This window comes from Epilithonimonas sp. UC225_85, assembly GCF_042695135.1.
Taxonomy (GTDB): domain Bacteria; phylum Bacteroidota; class Bacteroidia; order Flavobacteriales; family Weeksellaceae; genus Epilithonimonas.
Genome location: NZ_CP170547.1, coordinates 986,994 through 1,009,932 on the forward strand (window position 1 = coordinate 986,994; position 22,939 = coordinate 1,009,932).

Here is a 22,939-nt window from a genome sequence, read left to right on the forward strand (position 1 = left end):
TTAATTGTAGATAGATAGAATATTGGAATTAGAATCAAAACTGTACCCGTAAGTTTTAGGTGCTATTTTTGCAACGCTGGTTGGCTGTCCCGTGATAAGGATCCATTCTGCCTTGTCTTTTGGGCAATAAACGGAAGTGTCATTTCGGACCTCAAGAGTAGTATCTGTATCAGGACATATGTGTGGCGCGTTTCTGTCATAAACTTTGAATCCGCTGCTTATACGGACAACAATAAGTCCTCTTGTTCCGGCTCCAACTTCATTTACATACACCCAGCCGCCAACATTTTGTAATTTATAATATGAAGGCAATGTAAGATTAAGCTGTACAGAAACGGTTGAATTGGGAAAACAGCTGACAGTTTCGTTACGTTCGCTGCAAGAGCTATTGAAAGTTAATAAACTGAAAGTCAGTAATAATGTGAAAATGGATATGATTTTTTTAATTTTCATTTCAAAATAAATTATATATTTGTAAACTCAATTCGAGGCAAAATAGTATCCGGCAAAGGTCGGATTATTTTTTTATACAAACGATAAATTTTATTGTTATGAACTACGTAACCAAAGAAGGTTTGGACAAAATGAAGTCTGAGCTGGAACAACTTGAAACCATAGAAAGACCAAAAATAACACAGCAAATTGCCGAAGCAAGAGACAAAGGCGATCTGTCCGAGAATGCAGAATATGATGCTGCCAAAGAAGCACAGGGTATGCTGGAAATGAGAATTTCTAAGCTGAAGGATATTGTTTCTACTTCAAAAATAATTGATGTTACTCAATTGGATCTCAGCAAAGTATCAATCCTTACAACTGTAAGGCTGAAGAATAATGTGACAAAAGGTGAGCAAAAATTCACTTTGGTACCAGATAATGAAAGTGATATAAAATCCGGAAAAATCTCTGTAAACACACCGATTGCGAAAGGACTTTTAGGTAAAGTTGTTGGAGAAACTGCAGATATCGTATTGCCAAATGGCAACAAACTTTCTTTTGAAGTTTTGGAAATTTCATTATAAAAAAACAGCCATCGATGGTTTAATAATTGCTGAATTTTTATTAAATCAAATTTAAAATTATGAGCAGTATTTTTTCTAAAATCATAAGCGGAGAAATCGAAAGCTACAAAATTGCAGAAGATGATAAGCATATTGCTTTTCTGGATGCAATGCCGCTGGTAAAAGGCCACACATTGGTCGTTCCCAAAAAAGAAACAGATCTTATTTTTGATCTTGACTCTGATGATTACAAAGATCTCTGGGCATTCACCCAAGATATTGCAAAACAAATCAAGAAAGCTATTCCTTGTAAAAGGGTAGGTGTTGCTGTAGTTGGACTGGAAGTGCCTCACGCACACATTCATCTTATTCCACTAAATAATATAGAGGATCTTAATTTTAAAAATGTCAGGTTGATATTCAGCCCTGAAGAATATAAAGAAATTCAGCAGTCCATAGTAAATGCATAAAAAGAAGTTTCAGACTTCTTTTTTTTAATTAATAGAATTCGAGATATTTATGAATCCAAATCAATGTTCATTTTGCGGGAGAAAAAAGAGTGAAGTACAAATTCTTATTTCCGGTCAAAATGGCTTTATATGCGAAAACTGTATAGAACAAGCTCACGCCATCGTAAAAGACAGCGCAACTACAAATCCGGAAAACTCTATGGCTTCATCTCTGGATGAGCTTAAAAAACCAAGAGAAATCAAGGCTTTTCTTGACGAATATGTTATTGGGCAAGATCAGGCAAAAAAACAATTGTCTATTGCGGTTTACAATCATTACAAAAGAATACTGCACGCTCAGGATGAAAACCGGGAAGTAGAAATCGAGAAATCCAATATTATAATGATTGGAGAAACAGGAACGGGAAAAACCCTGCTCGCAAAAACAATTGCAAAGCAGCTGAATGTCCCTTTCTGTATCGTTGATGCTACAATTCTTACTGAAGCAGGATATGTTGGAGAAGATGTAGAAAGTATCCTTTCCAGACTTCTGATGGTTGCAGATTATGATGTAGAAAAAGCGGAAAAAGGAATCGTTTTTATTGATGAGATTGATAAAATCGCCAGAAAATCCGATAATCCAAGTATTACAAGAGATGTTTCCGGAGAAGGTGTGCAGCAGGGTTTGCTGAAGCTTTTGGAAGGAAGCATCGTGAATGTTCCGCCGCAGGGAGGACGCAAACATCCGGATCAAAAATATATCCAGGTCAATACACAGAATATTCTTTTCATTGCAGGAGGAGCTTTTGACGGGATGAATGAAATCATTGAAAGAAGACTTAACAAGCAGGCCATAGGTTTTTCTAAAGATAAACTGAATAAAACGGAGGATGAAGATTACATCCTTAGTCAGATCAATGCGATCGATTTGAAGAGTTTTGGATTGATTCCTGAGCTGTTAGGCCGTTTTCCTATTATCACTTATCTCGAAAAATTAACAAAAGAGGTGCTTGTAAGAATTATGAAGGAACCAAAAAATTCTATTGTCAATCAATTTACCGAACTTTTTAAAATGGATAATGTGACGCTCGAATTTTCTGACAATGCCATTGAAGAAATTGTTGAAGATACTATGAATAAAGGCCTTGGCGCTAGAGGTCTAAGAGGAACTACAGAAAAAATCCTAGAAGATTATATGTTTGATATTGAAAATAATCAGCATGTTAAGATAGAATCAATATTATAAAATCTTTAATTAATCAGATAATGTTTTTGGTTATTTAAAATTTTAATATCTTTGCAGGATAAACACACAAATATTATGAAACCGATGATTAAAAAATTTATTACTATAAAATCAATCCTATTTTATAGTTTGGCCTCCTCTCAAGTACTTACCTATGTAGGAAATTCCGCACTAGTAACGATCCAATCACAAACATTATTCTATAATGGTGGCGGCTTTCAGACGGCAGGAACGGCAGTTGTTAACAACTCTGGAAATGTAATGGTAAATGGTACATCTACGGACGTAGTTACCCTTGCAAACACCGCAAATTTCACTCTAAAATTAGCTTCAACCACAGATTATGGGCAGTTATATGTAACAGGTATTACACAAGCTAATATATCTGGTAAAGTTAATAAGGAATACACTGCTGATTATCTGAACGGAACTACGGGCAGACAGCAAACAGGTATACCTTTTTATAATTTTACTTACGCAGATCTTAAAAATGTTTTCGGAAATGGTAATATCAATCTTACCAATGGAGGAAATACAACTTCAGGAAGATTTAGTCCAAGTTCTATTTTTAAGTGGAATAACGAGAGAGCTCGTTTTGATCAGATCGTTGGTGGAGCAGATACCGATGTTATCGGAACTCCATTGACATATTATATTGTCCCTAGAAGAAAAGCAGACGGAACTTTCTTTTGGGTTCCTAATAGTGATAAGAAAACCTTTACAGGGATACCGGTTTCTGATATGACCACAAGTAATGTACAGATTTCTTTATCTGGTGCTTATGCAGGAAGTTTTGGATATAATGGTAGTTCTTCTAATTATTATGGAGAAAAATATAACACTTATTTAGATGATCCATTTAGATCAAAAACCCCAACCTGGGCTTCGGATTATGCATTGAATTTATATCAGCTTGCCAATCCGTTTCTTACAAATTTGGACTTAAGTTTTATAGCTACATCTGAAGCTGGAAATTTGAGTGACGGTAACTCTATATCAAATCTTGTAGGTGTTGCTTATTATGGAACAAGTTTTATTACTAATACTTTTTCTGGTACAACATACGGTACGCCTATTGTAGCGACTACATCAGGAGGAGTTTTCCAAGGTGGTGACATCAGTAAATTGATCATAAAGCCAATGGGGGAGTTTATGGTGAAATTGAGTAACAATACAGCACAGACATTAAACTTAACCAAGACAAGAAGATTCAAATCAACTGTTCGTAGTACTTCAACTGATTATTCTGTAACTGCTGCTAAGAATACTTCTGACGACGAAGGTGGCGGAATACCTGCAGATAAAATTGTAAAGCAAGTGGCTGTTGTGATGTATGATCTTGATGGTACTGAATTAGACAGAACTTATTATGCTATTTCCCCATCAGCAGTTACAGGATACAATCCATCTACTGCATTGATGCAGGCTTACTCATCTGATAAAAAAATATTTACCAAAGAAGAGAAATCAGAAGGTGGTGAAGATTCCAATTATACTGATAAGCTATATATTAATGAAGCAAATGAGCTAGGTTTTAAATCAAAACAAATCCCTCTTTACATTGATTATGCAGAACAACCTTATCAGTTGAAATTTGAAGTATATGAAAAAGGAGAAAGAGTTACAGACGGTCTTTCCAGTGGTGATAGTTTCTATTTCAAAAATAACGAAGGTCAGTTTATTAAAATCGTAGACGGAGAAGGTCTTTCCATGAGTGGTAGCCAATCTTCTTTAGGATTGTACTATGAATTGCCGGAAGGCGGGACTTTAGGGACTGATATTACAAGCAATTCTCAAACTGTCATTGCAAAGAAAAATTCTGAATGGGTCGTAAGATTTGCTAAAAACTGGAAGAACGCTACAGTTGAGATTTATTCTGCTGCTGGACAACTTCTAAATTCAAAAACACAAATATCCACAAGCTCAGATTATTCAATTCCTCTTAACTATCAGGCAAAAAGTGTTTTCCTTGTGAAGGCAATTTCTGAAAAAGGAGAAGTTGTAATCAAAAAAATTATAAACTAAAACACACAAGTTATGATGAATATGTTATCAAAGAAAACTTACAGCTTATTGTTTTTATTAATAAGTATTTTAAGTTTTGCCCAATCAGTACCACCACCACCAGAAAATCCTGAATCTGGAGATATCGGAGGTTACCCAGCTTCTCCTATAGATGCTTACACCTTTATTTTGTTTCTTTTGGCGATTATTTTAATTGTATTTTTTGCAATGAAACAAAAACAAAGAATATTAGAATAAATTATATATTTTTAATACTAAAACTCACTTTTATAGTGGGTTTTTTTTATTTTTACCTTATGAAAAAATTATTGATAACAAGCAGTGTTCTTTTGTCTGCTTATATATCTGCACAATTCAGTGTAAAGGTCTCAATTCCGGCTTATTTATCAGATTCAGAAATTTATCTTTATGGATTCAATGGATCCAAGGAGATTCTATACTCCAAAGCGAAAATATCAAATAATGTGGCTTATTTTAAAGTTGATAAGCAATACATAGGTATGATGAGGGCTTTTTTTAAAAAAGCAAATTCTTCTGTGAATATGGTTTCTGAAAATAAGGACATCAATCTTAAAGTTGATTTGGATAGTAAATACAAAATTTCCAATGTCGTTTTCGAGGATCAGACTAATAAGCTTTTCAGTAATGAAGTAGAACTTCAGAAAAAACAAGAATTGATACTTCCTGCACTTATTCAGATTAAGGATTATTATACGCCTTCTGATGCGTTTTATAAATCTTTGGATAGTGAGATCAATCTTCTTTCTAAAAAAGATCAAACAGCATATGATATCCATCCGTTTTTGAATTTTTATCAGAAAAATCAGAAATTCTCACAACAGGAAAAATCGGCAGAACTTACGAGTCAGGATTTTATTGATTTCTTTTCAAAATCTGGCGAGTATCTGGAGACTTCTACAATTCTGAAACCCGCACTTATCAATTTTTTAAACGTTTCTAAATCAAATGTGGAAGGCAATGTTGACAAATTGCTGGACGCTGTAAATGTAGAAACACCAAGAGGACAGACAATTATGTCCGAACTTATTGAGATATTCAGCACTTATAGTATGGACAAGCTTAAAGATAAATACCTTACGGAGGCTAATAATCTTAAATGTACTATTAATGACAGACTGGCCTCTACTATAAAAGCGAATAAAAATACAGAGATAGGGGCGAAATTACCTAATACGGTTTTTGTAAATCCAGTTCATACGAAAGCTAAATCGCTGTATGATATCAAAGCATCTAAGAAAATTGTGGTATTTTGGTCATCTACCTGCTCACATTGTGAAGCCGAATTGCCGAAACTTTTGGAAAAATATGATAAGCTGAAAGCTCAGAATATTGAGATCGTAGGTTTTTCATTGGATAGTAATTTGGATGATTTTAAAAACAAAGCCAACATCTATCCTTGGATCAATGATTCCGAAGGAAAGGGCTGGTATAGTTCCTATGGAGACACTTATAACGTTGTTGCAACGCCAACATATTTTATTTTGGATGCCAATAATACCATCATCAGCAAACCAAATCATGTAGGTGATGTAATTGACTATTTAAAATTGAATTAAAATTTGTGGAAATCCAAAATATCCTTATATTTGCACCACCAAAATGGCGAGGTAGCTCAGTTGGTTAGAGCGCAGGATTCATAACCCTGAGGTCACGGGTTCAATTCCCGTCTTCGCTACATAAAACTCTCTTCTTAATTAAGAAGAGAGTTTTTATTTTTGAGCTAATTTGAATTGTCTATTTATGAGACAGTGATTATCTTAATTAAAGTTTATAACTTTTTGATTACTAAGTATTTTTAAAATAATTCAAATTAATGTTTAAATATATTTGGAGGTTATGTTAAAATGTTGTACTTTTACGGGGCTTTTGAGACAATCACTCAGGGGCAATAAATTTTTTTTCATCATTTGTGTTTTTAGAATCGTACCTCGTGTACGATTCTTTTTTATGCCTCACAGCGGACAAGTAAGATGATGAAATAAGAATAAGTAATACTGCCGTCCTGCTGATTTGATTTTAAAAAAAGGTCATTTGTAAATCCAAAAACATCACTTACCAAACCTTCATTTTTTTTGAAAAACTCAATTTCGTTGATCCTGTCTCTTTTCATTTTTTCAGAATATTGCGATAGAATCCCTTTTGCAAAAGATTTGTTTTTCACAGATAAGTTTCTCAAAAGACTTTTAAGAACATACAGTTGATAACTGTATTTCAAATCCTGATCGTTAGAGTTTTTAGAACATAGGTAAGCGATAAAGCTGGCTTCCTGTTCCCTGGCAAATCCAAGTTGATGTGACATTTCGTGGGCCAGCGTAAAAGGAAGCTGCGTGGACGGGAGATTTGGATTGTATTGCGATTCTGCAGTAAACGGATTATAATAGCCTAAAATACCTGTGTAATTCATCAAATGATTATACAGGCTTGGCTTTACTGACAAGATTTCAATGGGTCTTTTTGAGGTGATCTGAGTCGATAAGTTCTTTTGCTGTGCTAAAATTTCTTTTTCTACTTTTTGAAGATCTTTAACCACGAAAATACCTTTATGGTCTTCAGAAACTTTCTCTCTGGTTTCTTTGCAAAGTTTAAGATATTTTATAGTCAATTTTTTCAGATTTTCTTCCGTAATATCTTTTTTAGCAAGTTTCTCAATAATCGGTGTTTGAAAATAAAGCATTCCCCAAAGACATTGATAAACAAAATAAGACAGGTTGATGAAAATAAGTAAACGTTTCAAACTTATGCTCTTTTTCTTTCTTATCAAATTAATGGTTATATACACCAAATAAAGTAAAACAAACGTATAAATAACATCTCCGGCAGAAAATGCAAACTTCGAAAATAGTAAGATGTGAAAATTCTTTTTCCATTCAAACAGATGTGAGAAGAGGTTAATTGCAAAATCTATTTTCGACAAGATATAGAAAAACGAAAATTGGGCAACCAAAACGATTGCCCAAAATTTATTTCTAATAAAAATATTTTTTTTAGTGTCCACCGGATACTTTCTTATCAAAATTGATTCCCTGATTTTTTAAAATTCCACTCACTTTCCAAGCATAAAATGCCAGATAGGCAAAACACAAGATCCCAACAACATAGCTATGTTGGATTCCTATACTTTCAGAAACAACACCTTGTAGCCAGCTTACGATTCCACCTCCCATAATCATCATGATCAGGAAGCTGCTTCCCTGGCTGGTATGTTTTCCAAGACCACTTACAGCCAAAGTGAAGATACACGGCCAAAGCGTACTGCAGAATAATCCAACACTTGTGAAAGCATAGATACTAACGATTCCATCCGTAAACATCCCAATAGTTAAAGCAATAATTCCAAGGGCAGAGAATATTAATAACATTCTGGCAGGATTTCCTTTGCTTGCCATATCAGCACCGATTAGTACTAAAATTATAAGTCCGTAAACGTAAAACGGAGATAAGTCATGTTTTGCAATGGCATTGACCATTAAGAAAATAGCAAAGGCTAAATAGGGAGCAATAAAACGCAATATTTTTTGCAGGCTCATATTATCTGTAAAAGCTTCTACAGCTCCTGTCCAACGACCGATCATCAAACTCGCCCAATAGAGAGAGATGTATGGAGAGATTTCCTGTAAAGTATATAAAACACCGGTTTGTGAATTCACTATAGTTTCCATATAAGCAGGCAGATTACTCGCAGTAGAAACTTCCACGCCAACGTAGATGAAAATTGCAAGCATCCCCAACAACAATTGAGGATATTTCAAAGCAGAAGTTTTCACATTTCCGTCTTCTTTTACAGTTTCTTCAATCGTTGCAGGATGTTCCGGTAACGACGATAATTTAAGCAAAATGGCTACAGCTAAAAATGCAACACCCAAAACCAAATAAGGAATTTTAACGCTCTCGATGCTCATTTCTGTATTTTCAGAAGCTGCTGAACCGAATATTGCAAAACTGACGATCAATGGACCAATTGTAGTTCCAAGATTGTTGATTCCTCCAGCAAGCGTCAAACGCTGCGATCCTGTTGTAATAGGTCCCAAAGCAATGGCCAACGGATTAGCAACAGTCTGCTGCAAAGAAAAACCCAATGCCACTGTAAACAACCCTGAAAGCATCAATGGAAATGAATGAAGATTGGCAGCCGGATAGAACAATAATGTTCCTAAAGCCGAAATAGCAAGCCCTAATGCCAATCCGTTTTTATAACCGATTTTATTGACTAAATCTTTTCCAATCGCTAATGAAATCAACATATAAATGATTGAACCAACTGTATAGGCAATATAAAATGCTACAGATACAAGCTGACTTTGACCTTGAGTCAAATCGAATGCTTTTTTGAAAACCGGAATTAAGATGTCGTTACTCGCAGCGACAAATCCCCAGAAGAAAAAAACGGTTACAAGCGGGATAAACTGTGCCCAATTTGTTTTTTGTGATTCCATTATTAATTGATTGTTAATTTAAGGTTAATATATAATAGCAAATGTAAGTAAAAAGTCTTATTAGTAGAATAATTATTTTAATTTCTCCAAAAGAGACAATCTTATTTCTTCGTGCGCTTTGTCTTTTAATTCTTTCAGTGGAGAATCTGGCATCAGGATATCGTTGAAAAAAATGTCAACGCGCCCGGGATATCCTTTTTTATTATCGAAAGGAAACATTTCTTTAAGACCCTTGAAAGTATAAACGGCGATCGGGAATTGATGCTTTGTGGATAGGATGAAAGCACCATCTTTAAAATCGTCCAAAATAACATTGGTATCATCGGGAACGCCGCCTTCGGGGAAGATAACAACACTTTGTCCGTCTTTCATCCGTTCTGCACATCTTCTGTAAACATCGGCGCGGCTTCTCGCACTTTTTCTATCCACCATTACGCAAACACGTCTGTAAACGCTCCCGAAGACCGGAATTTTTTCCAGTTCTTTTTTTCCGACATAGCAAAGTGGATGATTTGGAAATAGTATGCAAGGCAGCATCACATCCATTAAAGAAGTATGGTTAGAAATAATGACGTAAGCCTGATTCTTGTCAATTTTCTTATCCGTTTTATTGATGATCCTGTATCGGAAGCCAGTTCCATAGAAAATTCCCATCGCCCAAAGACGGATGAAGAAATAGCAGGCTTTATAACCTTCCTTACGGATTGATAAAAGATACACGGGAAGAAAAAATATAAGTGTGAGAATGGTTGCCAAAATCACCATCCAAAATCGCCAGGCATAAACCAACAAAACCTTCATTAATATTCTATTTAGTTCAAAAATAAGTTTTTTTATCCGTTAAATATCACTTTTTTCTTTATAGAATAGTTGAGTAGTGATACAATAACGATAGACGTGATCTTACTTGTCATTTCCTGAGACAACACATAAATACCGAGATCAATCGCATCTTTGAAAACAAAATGATAAAGAATTTGAAACAAAAACAAACTAATAAATGTGGAAACCACAGAAACAGAAATGAAATAAGCAAATTCTTTTCTCTTGGAATGTTTCCCTCTTTCAAAAACAAACCAGATGCTGAGGAAATAATTGGTGATAATGCCGCAGCTTGTAGATAAGATATTGCTAAACGGATATTTGATTCCATACAGATTATACTCACTCGCAAAAATTCTTGGAAGGTAAACGCTCAGCATTTTGAAGCTCCCGATTTCTACAATAGCGCTTAATCCACCAGCGACGATGAAGAGTATGATTTGTTTATGACGAACTAGTAATTGTTTCATTTCGTTTGCAAATTTATACGAATTGTTAAATGTTTTAAAATAATTGTTAAATAATTTTTTTGTATCAAAAATATTTTTACTTTTATTAAGTGTTAATGGTTTATGCGATTTGATTGAATTATCAATTGATTTTTTGTTAAATAATTGTGAAAACATTAATGCTGATCGATGTTATATTGGAATCCTGGCTCTAGAAATTCAGCCGGGACATTTTTTCATCACTTGTCAAGACACCACACTCACAAAATAATAATTACAAAAATGAAAAATTCTAACAGACCTTACAGAAAATTTCTGCCTCAACAGGACAAAATTGAGGAGTTGGAAAAAAGTAGCTCCAGGTTCAAAAGAATCTATTCAGAATATGAATTGATGTCCGATGAACTTTGGGATATGGAAAGCAGCGAGACTGCAGAAAGCATTCCTGATGATTTCATCAATGCAATCAAATTACAGACATCCTATCTCGAAGACGAGATTCAGGATTGGCTGATAGAAGATCCTAAATAAACAGACATCACACAGAATCTTCCCAAAAAATATTACATTAGCATTTTAAAAACCTAATATATGATTGCTATTGTTGATGGAGGATCTACCAAATGTGACTGGGTTATCCTGGAAAATGATGGTACAGAAGTACTCAAGACCGAGACGATCGGTTTCAATCCTAATATTATAAAATCCGAATTAATTGCGCCCGAATTAGAAAATAATCAGGCACTCACCAAGTTCCACGACTACATAGAAAACATATTTTTTTACGGCTCCGGCTGCGGAACGCCCGAAAACAGATTGATTGTAGAAAGAGAAATACAGAAAGTTTTCCCTAATGCACAGATTAGTGTCAAAGAAGATCTTTTAGCAGCTGCATATGCCGCTTACAGAGGTGTTCCGGCAATCGTATGTATTCTTGGAACAGGTTCCAATGCCTGCTATTTCGATGGCGAAAATGTAAAAACAGAATTACCGTCCTTAGGTTTTCTGATAGGAGACGAAGGCAGTGGAAGCGCGCTGGGAAAGCAACTCGTTCGTCATTATTTTATGAAAAAATTACCGCCGGATCTTCACCAGCAGTTTACTGAGATTTATCAGTTAAATATTGATGATCTTCTCAAAAATATGTATCACAATCCAAGAGCGAATGCTTATATGGCAGATTTTACACGCTTCATTGTTGACAGGAAAACGCATCCTTATTTTCAGAATTTTATTTACAAAGAACTCAAGAATTTCCTTGAGTTTCAGGTGATGCCATACGAAGAATGCCGGGAAAGCGAAGTCAATTTTATTGGCTCAATCGCTTACTTTTTCGAGGACATTCTTCGGGCAGCCGCTTCGGATTTTCATTTCAAAATAGGCACCGTTGTTCAGAAACCGATAGAAAGTCTGGTGAATTATCATCGTGACTATATCATTCCAAAACTTTAACTTTGCACAGATATTTGGGCGTGTCCTTTGTCTCGTCAAGATCTTTGCAAAGATCCAGACGAGACAAGCGGGCCGGTCTACGGGCAGTCGCTTTTTTTGTTTTTGTCATCCTGAGGCTCTAGAAGAACGCTTGCAACAAAAACAAAAAAGAGCTCCAACAATGCCCTCCGCCCTTACGCAGCAAAGTCATAATAAAAACCTGTGGATCAAATTTTAACCAAGAATGGTCCACTCAAAAGAAATTAAAAATGTCAAAAAATTCAAGAGATCAGATCGCTTTCGATAAGGCCGCTTTAGATTATCACAGTCAGGAACCAAAGGGTAAGATCGAAGTCATTCCTTCAAAACCACACTCATCACAAAGAGATCTTTCGCTAGCTTATTCTCCAGGAGTTGCTGTGCCTTGTATGGCAATCCACGATGATCCTCAAAAAGTTTACGAATATACTTCCAAAGGAAATCTTGTTGCCGTGATCTCCAACGGAACAGCCGTTCTAGGTCTGGGTGACATTGGTCCGGAAGCTTCAAAACCGGTGATGGAAGGGAAAGGTTTGCTTTTCAAGATCTTTGCAGGCATCAATGTTTTTGATATTGAGATCAATGAAAAAGATCCGGACAAATTCATCGAAACGGTAAAAGCCATTGCGCCAACATTCGGCGGGATCAACCTGGAAGATATCAAAGCCCCGGAAGCATTCTATATAGAACAAAGACTGAAAGAGGAATTGGATATTCCGTTGATGCACGATGACCAGCACGGAACTGCGATTATTTCTGCAGCCGCTTTGATCAATGCTTTGGAAATTGCCGATAAGAAAATCGGGGAAGTGAAAATGGTGATCAATGGAGCAGGAGCAGCAGCAGTTGCCTGTGCAAAATTGTATATTTCACTTGGCCTTGATCCGAAAAATATTCTGATGTGTGACAGCAAAGGGGTCATCAATCAAAGAAGAGAAAACCTGACGCCTGAGAAATTAGACTTCATTGCCCAAACCGATATTGATACTTTAGAAGATGCGCTGAAAGGTTCTGATGTTTTCATCGGTTTGTCAAAAGGAAATGTAATGTCTGCAGAAATGTTATTATCAATGGCAGAAAATCCAATTGTTTTTGCTTTGGCAAATCCAGATCCGGAAATCAGCTATGATCTCGCATTGGCAACAAGACCAGATGTAATGATGGCAACCGGAAGGAGTGATTATCCTAACCAGGTGAATAACGTGCTTGGTTTCCCATATATTTTTAGAGGCGCATTAGATGTTCAGGCAAAAGGAATTAATGAAGCAATGAAGCTGGCAGCAGTTTATGCATTGGCAGAAATTGCAAAAGAACCGGTTCCGGAAATGGTGAAACTGGCTTACAATGTAACCAATATGAGTTTTGGAAAAGAATATTTCATCCCGAAACCGTTTGATAACAGATTGATTACAAAAGTTTCTATCGCTGTTGCAAAAGCAGCAATGGAAAGCGGAATTGCCGGAAAACCAATCGAGGATTTTGAAGCTTACGAAAATCAGTTATTGGACAGAATGGGACGAGATGAAAAGCTTGTCCGAATGATGCAAAACCGTGCAAAAGCAAACCCGAAAAGAGTAACATTAGGCAATGGTGAAGAGTATAATATTCTGAAAGCTGCACAAATTCTACAGGAAGAAGGGATTGCCTTTCCAAGTTTGTTAGGGAGCAGAAGATTGATTAAAGAAAGAATGCAGGAGTTCGGGATGGATCTGGATATTCCGATCATCGATCCGAATGACGATGAAAATAAAGAAACCCGAAAAAAATACCGAAAAACACTTTGGGATCTTCGAAACCGAAAAGGAATCAATGAGTACAAAGCAAAACGATACGTAAGACAACGTGATTACTTCGGGCCACTGATGTTGGTTCATGGGGATACAGATGCGTTGATTGTTGGTTTTTCCAAAAGCTATTCATCTATCTTGAAACCTATTTTGGAAATCATTCCTAAAAAACAAGGCGTGAACAAAGTTGCTGCGATGATGATGATCCTGACAGAAAAAAAACCATTGTTCTTCGCAGATACTTCTATTAATAAAAACCCTTCTGCAGAAGATTTGGTTGATATTGCAAAAATGGCCGAGATTACGGTTAAGTCTTTCGCAATCGAACCAAGAATCGCCATGTTGGGTTACGAGAATTTCTCAGCCAAAGCAGATTCTTCCAAAAAAGTGGCGGAAGCGGTGAAAATCCTTCATCAGAAATATCCGAAAATGGTGGTTGATGGCGAGATCCAGCCGGATTTTGCTTTGAACAGTGATCACCTTGCAGATTATCCTTTCTCAAAATTAGGAACCAATCCTGCCAACGTTTTGGTTTTCCCAAATCTTGAAAGCGCCAATCTCTCTTATAAAATTATCCGTGGGATGAAAGCCGCACAAACTATAGGTCCAATTTTAATGGGACTGGATCAGCCGGTTCACGTTCTTCAAATGAGATCCAGCGTTGATGAAATCGTGAATCTTGCCACGATTGCGGTTCTGGATGCGCAGACGAAAGAGAAAAAGTAGATTAATCTCAATTAGTATAAATAAAAGCCATTTTAAATTATTAAGATGGCTTTTTTATTTAAGTTAATCTATACTTTGAAATATTTTGCTAAATTTATCCTTATAAAAAACACAATTATGAATTTTGACGATAAGTTTACCAAAGAGTTTGAAGAGAAATTTCAGAAAAATCTTAAAGGAATAAGGAGCATGACTCCGGAGGAACATCAGAAAATAAAAGAAAGTTTGGAAGTTATTTATGAATTTGCATATAATCTGAAAAACAAACCGGACAAATCGCCGGAGGAGCTTGAAATGCTGGCAGGCATTACAATCAAACTTGAAAAATTGTCGCAGACTTTTAGAGATATGCAACTGATTTTGGGAGAAAGTCTTTACAGGCAATCATTGGCTTTTTATGAACACGTTAAAAAGCTGGCAAAAGAAGGAAATAAAGAGGCGGAAATAGTTTATAATGATTTAAAAATTCATGTTGAAAAATTTGATCCAAACTAAAATCTTTCAAATTCTTGATCTTCAAAATTTAGGATGAAGATAGGTAAATCCATATAAATATTCAAAGAAGATTATAGAAAAGCCATTTTAACTATTAAGATGGCTTTTATCTTTAAGTTAATTTATATCTTCGCAAAACCCTAATTTTTTGATTTAATGATTTATTCTTTAAGAGGTTTTGTTCAGGAACTGACGCCTACTTTTGCCGTTATCGAGGTCAATGGAATCGGATATTATGTAAGTTTGAGCTTGCAGACTTCCCAAAACCTGAAGCTGAATTCTGAGGTTTTTCTTTTCATCCAGCAGATCATTCGTGAAGATGCGCATCTTCTTTTTGGGTTTTTCAGCAAAGAAGAAAAAGAGATGTTCAACCTGTTAATAAGTGTTAACGGTGTTGGACCGGTTTCCGCATTAATATTACTATCTTCGCTGAGTCTGTCCGAAGCTGCCAATGCAATCCTTTCCGGCAACAGTGGACTCATCCAAAAGGTGAAAGGAATAGGTGTAAAAACTGCTGAACGGATTATCATCGATCTTCGGGATAAGGTTGGAGGATTCAGTATTTCCGAAGAAAAACTTTCTAATTTTGCAAACAATAAAATCAAGAATGAGGCGTTATCTGCTTTAGAAGTTTTAGGGATTTCCAGGAAAGTGAGTGAGAAGATTGCGGATAGAGTTTTGAAGCAGAATCCGGAAGTTTCTATTGAAGAATTAGTAAAAGAGATTTTAAAAAACATTTAACATTTGATGATATTTTATCATCAATTTCTTAAAAAAATATAAGTGAAGAAAAATATTTACCTTTATAAATTAACCCTCCTTTTTTTAGTTTTTGTAGGTTTTACAAACATTTTTGCCCAAGATAGTCCTTCTGACAGTTTGATAAGTGTCAGAAAAGATTTTAGTTTGGCAGATCCTATCCGATATGATGCTTTTTACGACATCGGGACAGGAATGTATTATTTGTATCCTAAGGTTGGGAACACAGTCGTTGGTTCGCCAATCGCGATGACGTTTGAAGAATACAAAAACTACACCATGGAGAATAATCTTCGTTCTTATTACGAAGAAAAATCTCTTTTAAACGATCTTGGAAAAAGAAGAGACCAGACAGATGCCAAAAAGAAAGGGCTGATTCCGTCTGTCACGATCAAAAATAAAATGTTCGAAAATATTTTCGGCAGCAACAAAATAGAGCTTATTCCGCAGGGTTTTGCCTCTTTTGATCTTGGTGTTTTATCTCAAAAAATAGAAAACCCCTTGATTCTTCCTCAGAATAGGAAAAGTTTTGCCATCAATATCCAGCAAAGAATCCAGTTGGGGATTACGGGAAAAGTTGGAGAAAATCTTCAGCTGAAAGCCAATTATGATACCCAGAGCGGTTTTGCTTTTGAAAACCGTATGAATATGGTCTGGCAGGCAAAAGGGTCGTGGAAAGATCTGCAATCCAAAGGCCTTAATGAAAAAGGGCAGGATCCGGAAGATAAAATCATTAAAAGAGTAGAGGTAGGTAACATCAGTATGCCGCTTTCTACCAGTTTAATCCGGGGATCTCAATCTTTATTTGGTCTTAAAACAGAGTTCCAGTTGGGTAAAACAACGGGGACTTTGGTGTTTTCACAACAACAGGGTGAAGCAAAAACTATCGTTGCACAAGGTGGTGGTGCCCTGAGCACTTTCAAAATCAATGCGATAGACTACGAAGATAACCAGCATTATTTCCTTGGACATTATTTCCTTGACAAATATGATGAGTCGCTTAATAGCTATCCGCTCATTAATTCCAGAATTAATATTACAAGATTAGAAGTTTGGGTTCTGGATCAGGGTGGTGCGAATCTTGAAACTCAGAAACCAATCGTCGGGATCAGAGATTTGGGAGAGCAGGATGGTGTTATTCCAAGCAATGCCAACCTTGGATTATATAATGCAATTTCCTCTACTTTAGGATCAGACAGAACGACTGTCTCCCCAGGAAATGTACTGAATGGAAACACTTTCCCGGGAAGCACCCAACCATATAACAACGATGGTGAACAATATATTTATAATGGTAAGGCAAGAAAATTAACAAGCTCTGAGTACAAATTCAATTCTCAATTAGGTTATATATCCTTGAATCAGAGGCTTAATGATCAGCAATTCTTAGCTGTTTCTTATTCTTATACAATGAATGGCTCCAGCACGGTTTATAAAGTAGGAGAGTTCTCGGAGGAAAATAGTGTTCTTATTACAAAAATGTTGAAATCCAACGTTGCAGTAAAAACAAGTTCTCCAATGTGGGACCTGATGATGAAGAATATTTATTCTCTTAACACAAGTCAGATTCAGGCGCAGGATTTCTTGCTTAATGTCTATTTCAAAGACCCGAACTCAGGAGGTAAGGTTAATTACTTACCAGGAGCACAATATACTAACGGCGTAGCCGGAGATACCAATTTATTACGACTATTCAATTGGGATCGTCTGAATATTAACAATGATTTACAGCAGAATTCTAAAGGTGAATATGGTGATGGTATTTTCGATTTTGTGAATGGCATTACAGTAGATGCAGAAAATGGAAGATTGATCTTCACAAAAGCAAAACCTTTCGTCAATTATTTAGATGGTATACTTACAAACCAGGATAAGTCGCCATATCTTATCAAAGATCTATATACAAAGTTCAAGGCACAGCTGCCGCAAGAACAGCGATATACTATCGAAGGTCGTTACAAGGGAAGTCAGGGTCAGGGGATTTCCTTGGGCGCTATCAACGTTCCGCAAGGTTCGGTAAAAGTTACGGCAAACGGAGCTCAGCTTGTAGAAGGTGTAGATTACACCGTCGATTATATGCTTGGAACTGTCACAATCATCAATGAAACAGTAAAACAATCCGGGCAGGCGATTAATATCTCTTTGGAAAATCAATTGACCTTCAACACTCAGAGAAAAAGTTTCTGGGGACTTAATCTGGAGAGAAAATTCAATGAGCATCTGACAGTTGGCGCTACAGTTGTCAACTATTCGGAAAGACCATTGACACAAAAAGTGAACTACGGTCAGGAAGCGGTGAGCAATACAATGGCGGGCTTCAATATGATGTATAATAATGAACTGCCATTCCTGACAAGATTAACAGATAAAATTCCGTTCGTAAATACAGAAGCACCTTCTAACCTTAATTTTAAAGCAGAAGGCGCTTATCTGATTCCGGGACAAAGCAAAGGAATCAATGATCAATCTTACATTGACGACTTTGAGCAGACCACTTCTAAAATTTCTCTGAAAGATGCTTCTATGTGGAGTCTGGCATCTCGCCCGGAAAAGAATATTGGTGATGTTGTTTTTCCTCAGTCAGTTAATAATGATAATCTGAACAGTGGTTACGGAAGAGGTCTGTTATCCTGGTATACGATTGATCCAAGATTTTATGGTGTTGGTGGCAAAGCTCCAAGCGGAATCAATGCACAGACACTTTCCAATTTTGCATCCAGAAGGGTTCAGATGAAGGAACTTTACAATAACAGAGATTATGTAGCCGGCGAGCAAACACTTCTTAACACTTTTGATGTAACTTATTATCCGGAACAGAGAGGGCCATACAACGTAAATCCAGGCAACGAGTTAGTTTCCCAAAGATGGGCTGGACTTATGAGACCTATTTCTGTGACCAACTTTGTAACATCCAATATTGATTATGTTGAGTTCTGGATGCAGGATCCTCATGCAGACGGAAATACATTGGGTAGTAATCCAAAATTATTGCTTCAGTTAGGTAATGTCTCCGAAGATGTCTTAAAAGATGGTAAACTGCAATACGAAAATGGATTGCCAACTGCAACAACAGCGACCAACACATCTACTACAAATTGGGGAACTCAGCCAAGTCAATATCCGATTCTATATGCTTTCTCAACAGAAGGTGACGAAAGAACACAGCAGGATTTAGGATATGATGGACTTAACGGAACTCAGGAGCAGCAGAAATTTGGAGTTAATTTTGTGAATCCTGTTACCAATGAACTAGATCCGGCTTCTGATAACTTTGTATTTTATTTGTCAGATCAATTCCAGGGAAATCTTGCATCATCTTTGACAGAACGTTACAAATATTTCCGTGGTCCGGAAGGAAACTCTGCAGCCAATACTTTGGAGGTATCAACTCAGACTCCCGACGCAGAAGATGTAAACAGAGATTATAATCTGGATCAAACCGAAAATTACAACCAGTATACAATTGATCTTGCACCTTCCAGTTTGGTTTTGGGAGAAAATAAAATTGTAGATGTAAAAGAAGTCGATGTTAAATTCGAAAACGGACAATCCAAAAAAGTAAAATGGTATTTATTCAGAGTTCCGGTTGCGCAGTATGATGGTGTCGATGGTACTAATGTGGTTGAAGGCTCAGACGAATCAGTCCTTAATAATGTAAGATTTGCGAGGTTATTAATGAAAGGTTTCGACCAGACTTCGACACTTCGATTCGGATCTTTTGATTTGGTAAGATCAGATTGGAGAAAGTACAGCAACCTGATTGCAAGCCCTGCTGTTCCTTCTCAAAATGAAGGTAATACACCTGTAGTAACTGATATAAATTCTAACCTTGATGTAGGAAGTGTAAATCTTGAAGAAAATGCGCTTGGCACACCTCCATATGTTTTGCCTCCAGGAATCGACCGACAAGTATTAAGTGGAAATGCAGGTGCACAAAGACAAAACGAATCTTCACTTTATTTGAAAGTTACTAATCTAAAGGGGGAGTCCAGAGGTGTATTTAAGAATACAAGCCTTGATATGCGTCGTTACAAAAAATTACAGTTGTTTGTACACGCAGAAAATCAAACCAATCAGACAACGATCAATAGCAATCAAGTTGATCCTAATGCCAAGTTTTTCATCCGTTTTGGAAGCGATGCCGTTGATAATTATTATGAATACGAGTCATCATTAAAATATACGCCAAGAAATTCAACTTCACAATTAGATATTTGGCCAACAGAGAATGATGTCAATCTCGAAATAGAAAATTTTGTGAATGCAAAATTAAAAAGAGACGAGTTACTTAGAGCTGGTACAGAAAATATAGATAATCGATATTTATTCCCTGAGTTTGGAGATGAAAATAAGAGAATATATGTAAAAGGTCGTCCCAGTATAGGCAACGTAACTACAATAATGTTGGGTATCAGAAATACTAACCCTGTAACAGACGCCGGAAAAGATTTAATATTATGGGTCAACGAGATCCGTCTTTCTGAGATTGAGAACAAAGGTGGATATGCAGGTAACGCAAGTCTTAACTTCAACCTTGGAGATTTTGCAATGGTAAATGCCAACGCATCGTATGCATCTGTCGGCTTTGGAGCTATCGATGAGAAACCTTCTGAAAGATCTCAGGATGATAATTCTGCTTTCAGCATCAATACAACTGTGAATGTAGATAAGTTCTTGCCGGAAAAAGCAGGATTGAAAATCCCTGTGAATTATTCTTATACACAGACGATGACCAACCCAAAATACAATCCGCTGGATAATGATGTCGAATTAAGCAAAGCTCCTAATGAAGCAGAACTTAAAAAAGTGGTCAGTACTTATACACAACAAAGAAGTATCGGTGTTGTGAATATGAGAAAAGAAAGAATGAATCCTGACAAAAAACCTAAATTCTATGATGTGGAGAACATCAATGTAACGGCGATTTATAACGATGATTTCTACAGAGACGTTTACACCAAAAGAAATTACAAGCAATACCTGAAAGGTTATGTTGAGTACAACTATACTTTCAAGCCTTATGTTTTGAAACCTTTCAACAAGATGGTCAGCGATACGGCCAAGTCTTATAAATATCTGAGATGGATCAAGGAGTTTAATTTTAATCCGGTTCCGACGAGGTTATCTTTCAGAACTATTTTGGACAGAAATTATAACGAGTTAGAGTATAGAAATGTGGATGCATTACTTTCCGGAAACGGAGGTTCGGATTTCGATGTGATCAAAAACAGAAACTTCTTCTTCGGATGGCAGTATAGTTTAGGATTCAACTTTACCAAGTCTTTGAAATTGGAAATTAATTCTGAAACAAAAACCTTGAATGACCAGTTGGATGTTAATTCTATGAACAACCGTTCTATCTTCGAGAATCCTTTCCGTGCCGGTCGCCCTGTATTGTATAACCACAGAGCACAGTTGAACTATAGACTGCCGTTTGAATATTTCCCTTATCTGGATTTCATCAACGCAGAATTGAGCTACCAGTTTCAGTACAATTGGAATGCAAGATCAACGGCTTCAAGAAATGTTGTATTTAATGGTGTCACAGAAAATCTTGGAAATGTTTCTCAGAATACCAATGCTATTGTTGCAACATCAACGGTTGACATCCCGAAATTCTTTGGTAAGTTTAATTACTTTAAGAAGATCACAGACAAAATGCAGAAGCGCCGTCAGGAAATAGATTCACTTAATAATGTTTACAACACGGCATTCACCAAGAAGAATAGTAAATTTAAGTTCAAATCTTATAAATTTAAAAACAAGCTGACTCCTGTTCAGGCAGTGGCTTATGCATTGACATCTTTCAAACAGTTAGATTTTAACTATAATGAAAACAACGGAATTGTGTTGCCGGGACTTTTATCCGCACCTAACTTCTACGGATATGGACAGACGCTTGGCGGACCAACAATTGGCTTCTTGCTCGGGTCTCAGGCAGATATCAGAAGAACAGTGATAGAAAATGGATGGGTTTCTAATTCTACTTTGATGAGTGATGCTTATTCTGAACTTAATAACAGAACAATTACCGGGAATTTACAGCTAATGCCTGCTAATGATCTTAGAATAGATTTTAACGTTCTTCAGAATTACAGCAGAAATTATATTCAGGGTGGTTATAATGTTACAGATGATACAGGTTACCGTGGATACAGAGATGCCTTCGGAACAGAACTGGTAACTTATTCCAATACATCCTGGACATTTAATACAGCTTTCAAAGACGGAGCAGCGCTTTATCAGTCGATCAAAGAAAATGCATTGGCAATTTCCCAACAGTTTGAAGGCATCAGAGACAGAGATGGATTTACAGCAGGTTATTCAAAAAGTAATTCTTATGTATTGATTCCGGCGTTCAAAGCAGCGATAGAAGGCAAGTCTCCAAAACAATTAGGCAATCCGACCAAAGCCGGGACACCTTTGCCAAACTGGAAATTAGTATATTCAGGACTTAGAAATATTCCTATTATCAATAGTCAGTTCTCTAAGTTTGATGTTTTGCACTCTTACGTTTCTACATTTACAATGTCGGGCGTTCAGTCGAGCATCGATTATTATAACAGGGATTTGAATAATTCAGAAACGGCTTATGACTCAAACGGGAACAGATATAATCCATATACCTTCTCTCAGGTTGGTTATGTAGAATCTTTCTATCCATTGATTGGTTTTGATGTAACGATGAGAAACAATATGCAGTTCCGTTTCAATTACAACAGAGACAGAACATATATGTTAGGATTGGTAAACACAACCTTGACGGAAGAATTAGGAAACGAATTTGTGGTAGGTTACGGTTATATTTTGAAAGACCTAAAGATCCGTCTTAATTATCAGGGCAAATCCAGAGATGTGAAAAGTGATCTTAATATGAGAGCAGATCTATCGATGAGAGACAGCAAAACCACGATCACTAATATTCTGATTGATGATTCTCAGATTACAGGGGGTCAAAAGATCTTCAGCCTCAAATTATCCGCAGACTATAATATGTCTCAAAATCTGAACCTGAAATTCTTCTACGATCAGATGGTGACAAAATATAAAATATCCACCGCTTTCCCATTATCTACGACCCGCGCAGGTATTACAGCCACGCTGACGTTTGGAGGAACAAGTAATTAATAAGATTTAGACCAAAGATTTCTAAATCTAATATTTAAAAAGAGTAAGCAAATTGTTTACTCTTTTTTTTGCAATTTATTTTTATTCTATTGTTATATCCTAATTATATAATTAAATTTGCCAAAACCTAA

The 22,939-nt window shown here is 36.3% G+C and carries 17 protein-coding genes and 1 tRNA gene; 13 read left to right on the forward strand and 5 right to left on the reverse strand.

Annotated features, from left to right (window positions below; genetic code table 11):
* Positions 1-453, reverse strand: a complete 453-nt coding sequence (locus ACFJGY_RS04805; protein ID WP_379968649.1) for a hypothetical protein — start codon at positions 451-453, stop codon at positions 1-3.
* 98 nt (positions 454-551) lie between these two features.
* Here ACFJGY_RS04805 and greA point away from each other — a divergent pair, with 98 nt between their 5' ends.
* From greA to ACFJGY_RS04840, 7 genes are all read left to right on the forward strand, one after another.
* Positions 552-1,019, forward strand: coding sequence for a transcription elongation factor GreA (gene greA, locus ACFJGY_RS04810; RefSeq protein ID WP_379968651.1), 468 nt, complete (start codon positions 552-554; stop codon positions 1,017-1,019).
* A gap of 59 nt (positions 1,020-1,078) precedes the next feature.
* On the forward strand, positions 1,079-1,468 hold the full coding sequence (locus tag ACFJGY_RS04815) for an HIT family protein (protein ID WP_379968653.1): 390 nt from the start codon (positions 1,079-1,081) through the stop codon (positions 1,466-1,468).
* A gap of 49 nt (positions 1,469-1,517) precedes the next feature.
* Positions 1,518-2,693 (forward strand): ATP-dependent Clp protease ATP-binding subunit ClpX, encoded by a 1,176-nt coding sequence (clpX, locus tag ACFJGY_RS04820; protein WP_379968655.1) that lies wholly within the window; start codon positions 1,518-1,520, stop codon positions 2,691-2,693.
* Between the two features lie 84 nt (positions 2,694-2,777).
* A complete protein-coding gene (locus ACFJGY_RS04825) occupies positions 2,778-4,718 on the forward strand; it encodes a hypothetical protein (protein ID WP_379968657.1) in 1,941 nt (646 codons plus the stop codon).
* Between the two features lie 12 nt (positions 4,719-4,730).
* Entirely contained in the window at positions 4,731-4,955 is a 225-nt protein-coding gene (locus tag ACFJGY_RS04830; protein WP_379968659.1) for a hypothetical protein, read from the forward strand.
* Between the two features lie 59 nt (positions 4,956-5,014).
* The gene (locus tag ACFJGY_RS04835; RefSeq protein ID WP_379968661.1) at positions 5,015-6,295 is read left to right on the forward strand and encodes a TlpA family protein disulfide reductase; all 1,281 of its coding nucleotides are present in this window, start codon (positions 5,015-5,017) and stop codon (positions 6,293-6,295) included.
* Between the two features lie 45 nt (positions 6,296-6,340).
* Positions 6,341-6,414 (forward strand) — tRNA-Met (locus ACFJGY_RS04840).
* A 270-nt stretch (positions 6,415-6,684) separates the two neighbouring features.
* Here ACFJGY_RS04840 and ACFJGY_RS04845 read toward each other — a convergent pair.
* From ACFJGY_RS04845 to ACFJGY_RS04860, 4 genes are all read right to left on the reverse strand, one after another.
* Positions 6,685-7,683 (reverse strand): DUF3810 domain-containing protein, encoded by a 999-nt coding sequence (locus tag ACFJGY_RS04845; RefSeq protein WP_379970105.1) that lies wholly within the window; start codon positions 7,681-7,683, stop codon positions 6,685-6,687.
* A 40-nt stretch (positions 7,684-7,723) separates the two neighbouring features.
* On the reverse strand, positions 7,724-9,172 hold the full coding sequence (locus ACFJGY_RS04850) for an MFS transporter (RefSeq protein WP_379968663.1): 1,449 nt from the start codon (positions 9,170-9,172) through the stop codon (positions 7,724-7,726).
* A 72-nt stretch (positions 9,173-9,244) separates the two neighbouring features.
* Entirely contained in the window at positions 9,245-9,973 is a 729-nt protein-coding gene (locus ACFJGY_RS04855; protein WP_379968665.1) for a lysophospholipid acyltransferase family protein, read from the reverse strand.
* A gap of 32 nt (positions 9,974-10,005) precedes the next feature.
* A complete protein-coding gene (locus ACFJGY_RS04860) occupies positions 10,006-10,464 on the reverse strand; it encodes a GtrA family protein (protein WP_379968667.1) in 459 nt (152 codons plus the stop codon).
* 261 nt (positions 10,465-10,725) lie between these two features.
* Between ACFJGY_RS04860 and ACFJGY_RS04865 the strand changes: the two genes are divergently transcribed.
* The 6 genes from ACFJGY_RS04865 (at position 10,726) to sprA (ending at position 22,808) form a co-directional block, all read left to right on the forward strand.
* Positions 10,726-10,974: a hypothetical protein gene (locus tag ACFJGY_RS04865; RefSeq protein WP_379968669.1), complete on the forward strand. Its 249-nt coding sequence runs from the start codon at positions 10,726-10,728 to the stop codon at positions 10,972-10,974.
* 60 nt (positions 10,975-11,034) lie between these two features.
* A complete protein-coding gene (locus tag ACFJGY_RS04870; RefSeq protein ID WP_379968671.1) occupies positions 11,035-11,895 on the forward strand; it encodes a BadF/BadG/BcrA/BcrD ATPase family protein in 861 nt (286 codons plus the stop codon).
* A 248-nt stretch (positions 11,896-12,143) separates the two neighbouring features.
* Positions 12,144-14,426 carry an NADP-dependent malic enzyme gene (locus tag ACFJGY_RS04875; RefSeq protein ID WP_379968673.1) on the forward strand — a complete coding sequence of 761 codons (2,283 nt, stop codon included), beginning with the start codon at positions 12,144-12,146 and terminating at the stop codon, positions 14,424-14,426.
* A gap of 117 nt (positions 14,427-14,543) precedes the next feature.
* Positions 14,544-14,921 (forward strand): hypothetical protein, encoded by a 378-nt coding sequence (locus ACFJGY_RS04880; protein ID WP_379968675.1) that lies wholly within the window; start codon positions 14,544-14,546, stop codon positions 14,919-14,921.
* A 156-nt stretch (positions 14,922-15,077) separates the two neighbouring features.
* Positions 15,078-15,662 (forward strand): Holliday junction branch migration protein RuvA, encoded by a 585-nt coding sequence (gene ruvA / locus ACFJGY_RS04885; RefSeq protein ID WP_379968677.1) that lies wholly within the window; start codon positions 15,078-15,080, stop codon positions 15,660-15,662.
* Positions 15,663-15,704: 42 nt separating this feature from the next.
* Positions 15,705-22,808, forward strand: coding sequence for a cell surface protein SprA (sprA, locus tag ACFJGY_RS04890; RefSeq protein WP_379968679.1), 7,104 nt, complete (start codon positions 15,705-15,707; stop codon positions 22,806-22,808).
* Positions 22,809-22,939: the final 131 nt, after the last annotated feature.

Bases quoted from the DNA above. Each gene is read 5' to 3' on its own strand.
- ruvA (WP_379968677.1), top strand. From the start codon at position 15,078: ATGATTTATTCTTTAAGAGGTTTTGTTCAGGAACTGACGCCTACTTTT.
- ACFJGY_RS04865 (WP_379968669.1), top strand. From the start codon at position 10,726: ATGAAAAATTCTAACAGACCTTACAGAAAATTTCTGCCTCAACAGGAC.
- greA (WP_379968651.1), top strand. From the start codon at position 552: ATGAACTACGTAACCAAAGAAGGTTTGGACAAAATGAAGTCTGAGCTG.
- ACFJGY_RS04875 (WP_379968673.1), top strand. From the start codon at position 12,144: ATGTCAAAAAATTCAAGAGATCAGATCGCTTTCGATAAGGCCGCTTTA.
- ACFJGY_RS04805 (WP_379968649.1), bottom strand. From the start codon at position 453: ATGAAAATTAAAAAAATCATATCCATTTTCACATTATTACTGACTTTC.
- ACFJGY_RS04830 (WP_379968659.1), top strand. From the start codon at position 4,731: ATGATGAATATGTTATCAAAGAAAACTTACAGCTTATTGTTTTTATTA.
- ACFJGY_RS04815 (WP_379968653.1), top strand. From the start codon at position 1,079: ATGAGCAGTATTTTTTCTAAAATCATAAGCGGAGAAATCGAAAGCTAC.
- ACFJGY_RS04880 (WP_379968675.1), top strand. From the start codon at position 14,544: ATGAATTTTGACGATAAGTTTACCAAAGAGTTTGAAGAGAAATTTCAG.
- ACFJGY_RS04850 (WP_379968663.1), bottom strand. From the start codon at position 9,172: ATGGAATCACAAAAAACAAATTGGGCACAGTTTATCCCGCTTGTAACC.
- clpX (WP_379968655.1), top strand. From the start codon at position 1,518: ATGAATCCAAATCAATGTTCATTTTGCGGGAGAAAAAAGAGTGAAGTA.
- ACFJGY_RS04870 (WP_379968671.1), top strand. From the start codon at position 11,035: ATGATTGCTATTGTTGATGGAGGATCTACCAAATGTGACTGGGTTATC.
- ACFJGY_RS04825 (WP_379968657.1), top strand. From the start codon at position 2,778: ATGATTAAAAAATTTATTACTATAAAATCAATCCTATTTTATAGTTTG.
- ACFJGY_RS04860 (WP_379968667.1), bottom strand. From the start codon at position 10,464: ATGAAACAATTACTAGTTCGTCATAAACAAATCATACTCTTCATCGTC.
- ACFJGY_RS04855 (WP_379968665.1), bottom strand. From the start codon at position 9,973: ATGAAGGTTTTGTTGGTTTATGCCTGGCGATTTTGGATGGTGATTTTG.
- ACFJGY_RS04835 (WP_379968661.1), top strand. From the start codon at position 5,015: ATGAAAAAATTATTGATAACAAGCAGTGTTCTTTTGTCTGCTTATATA.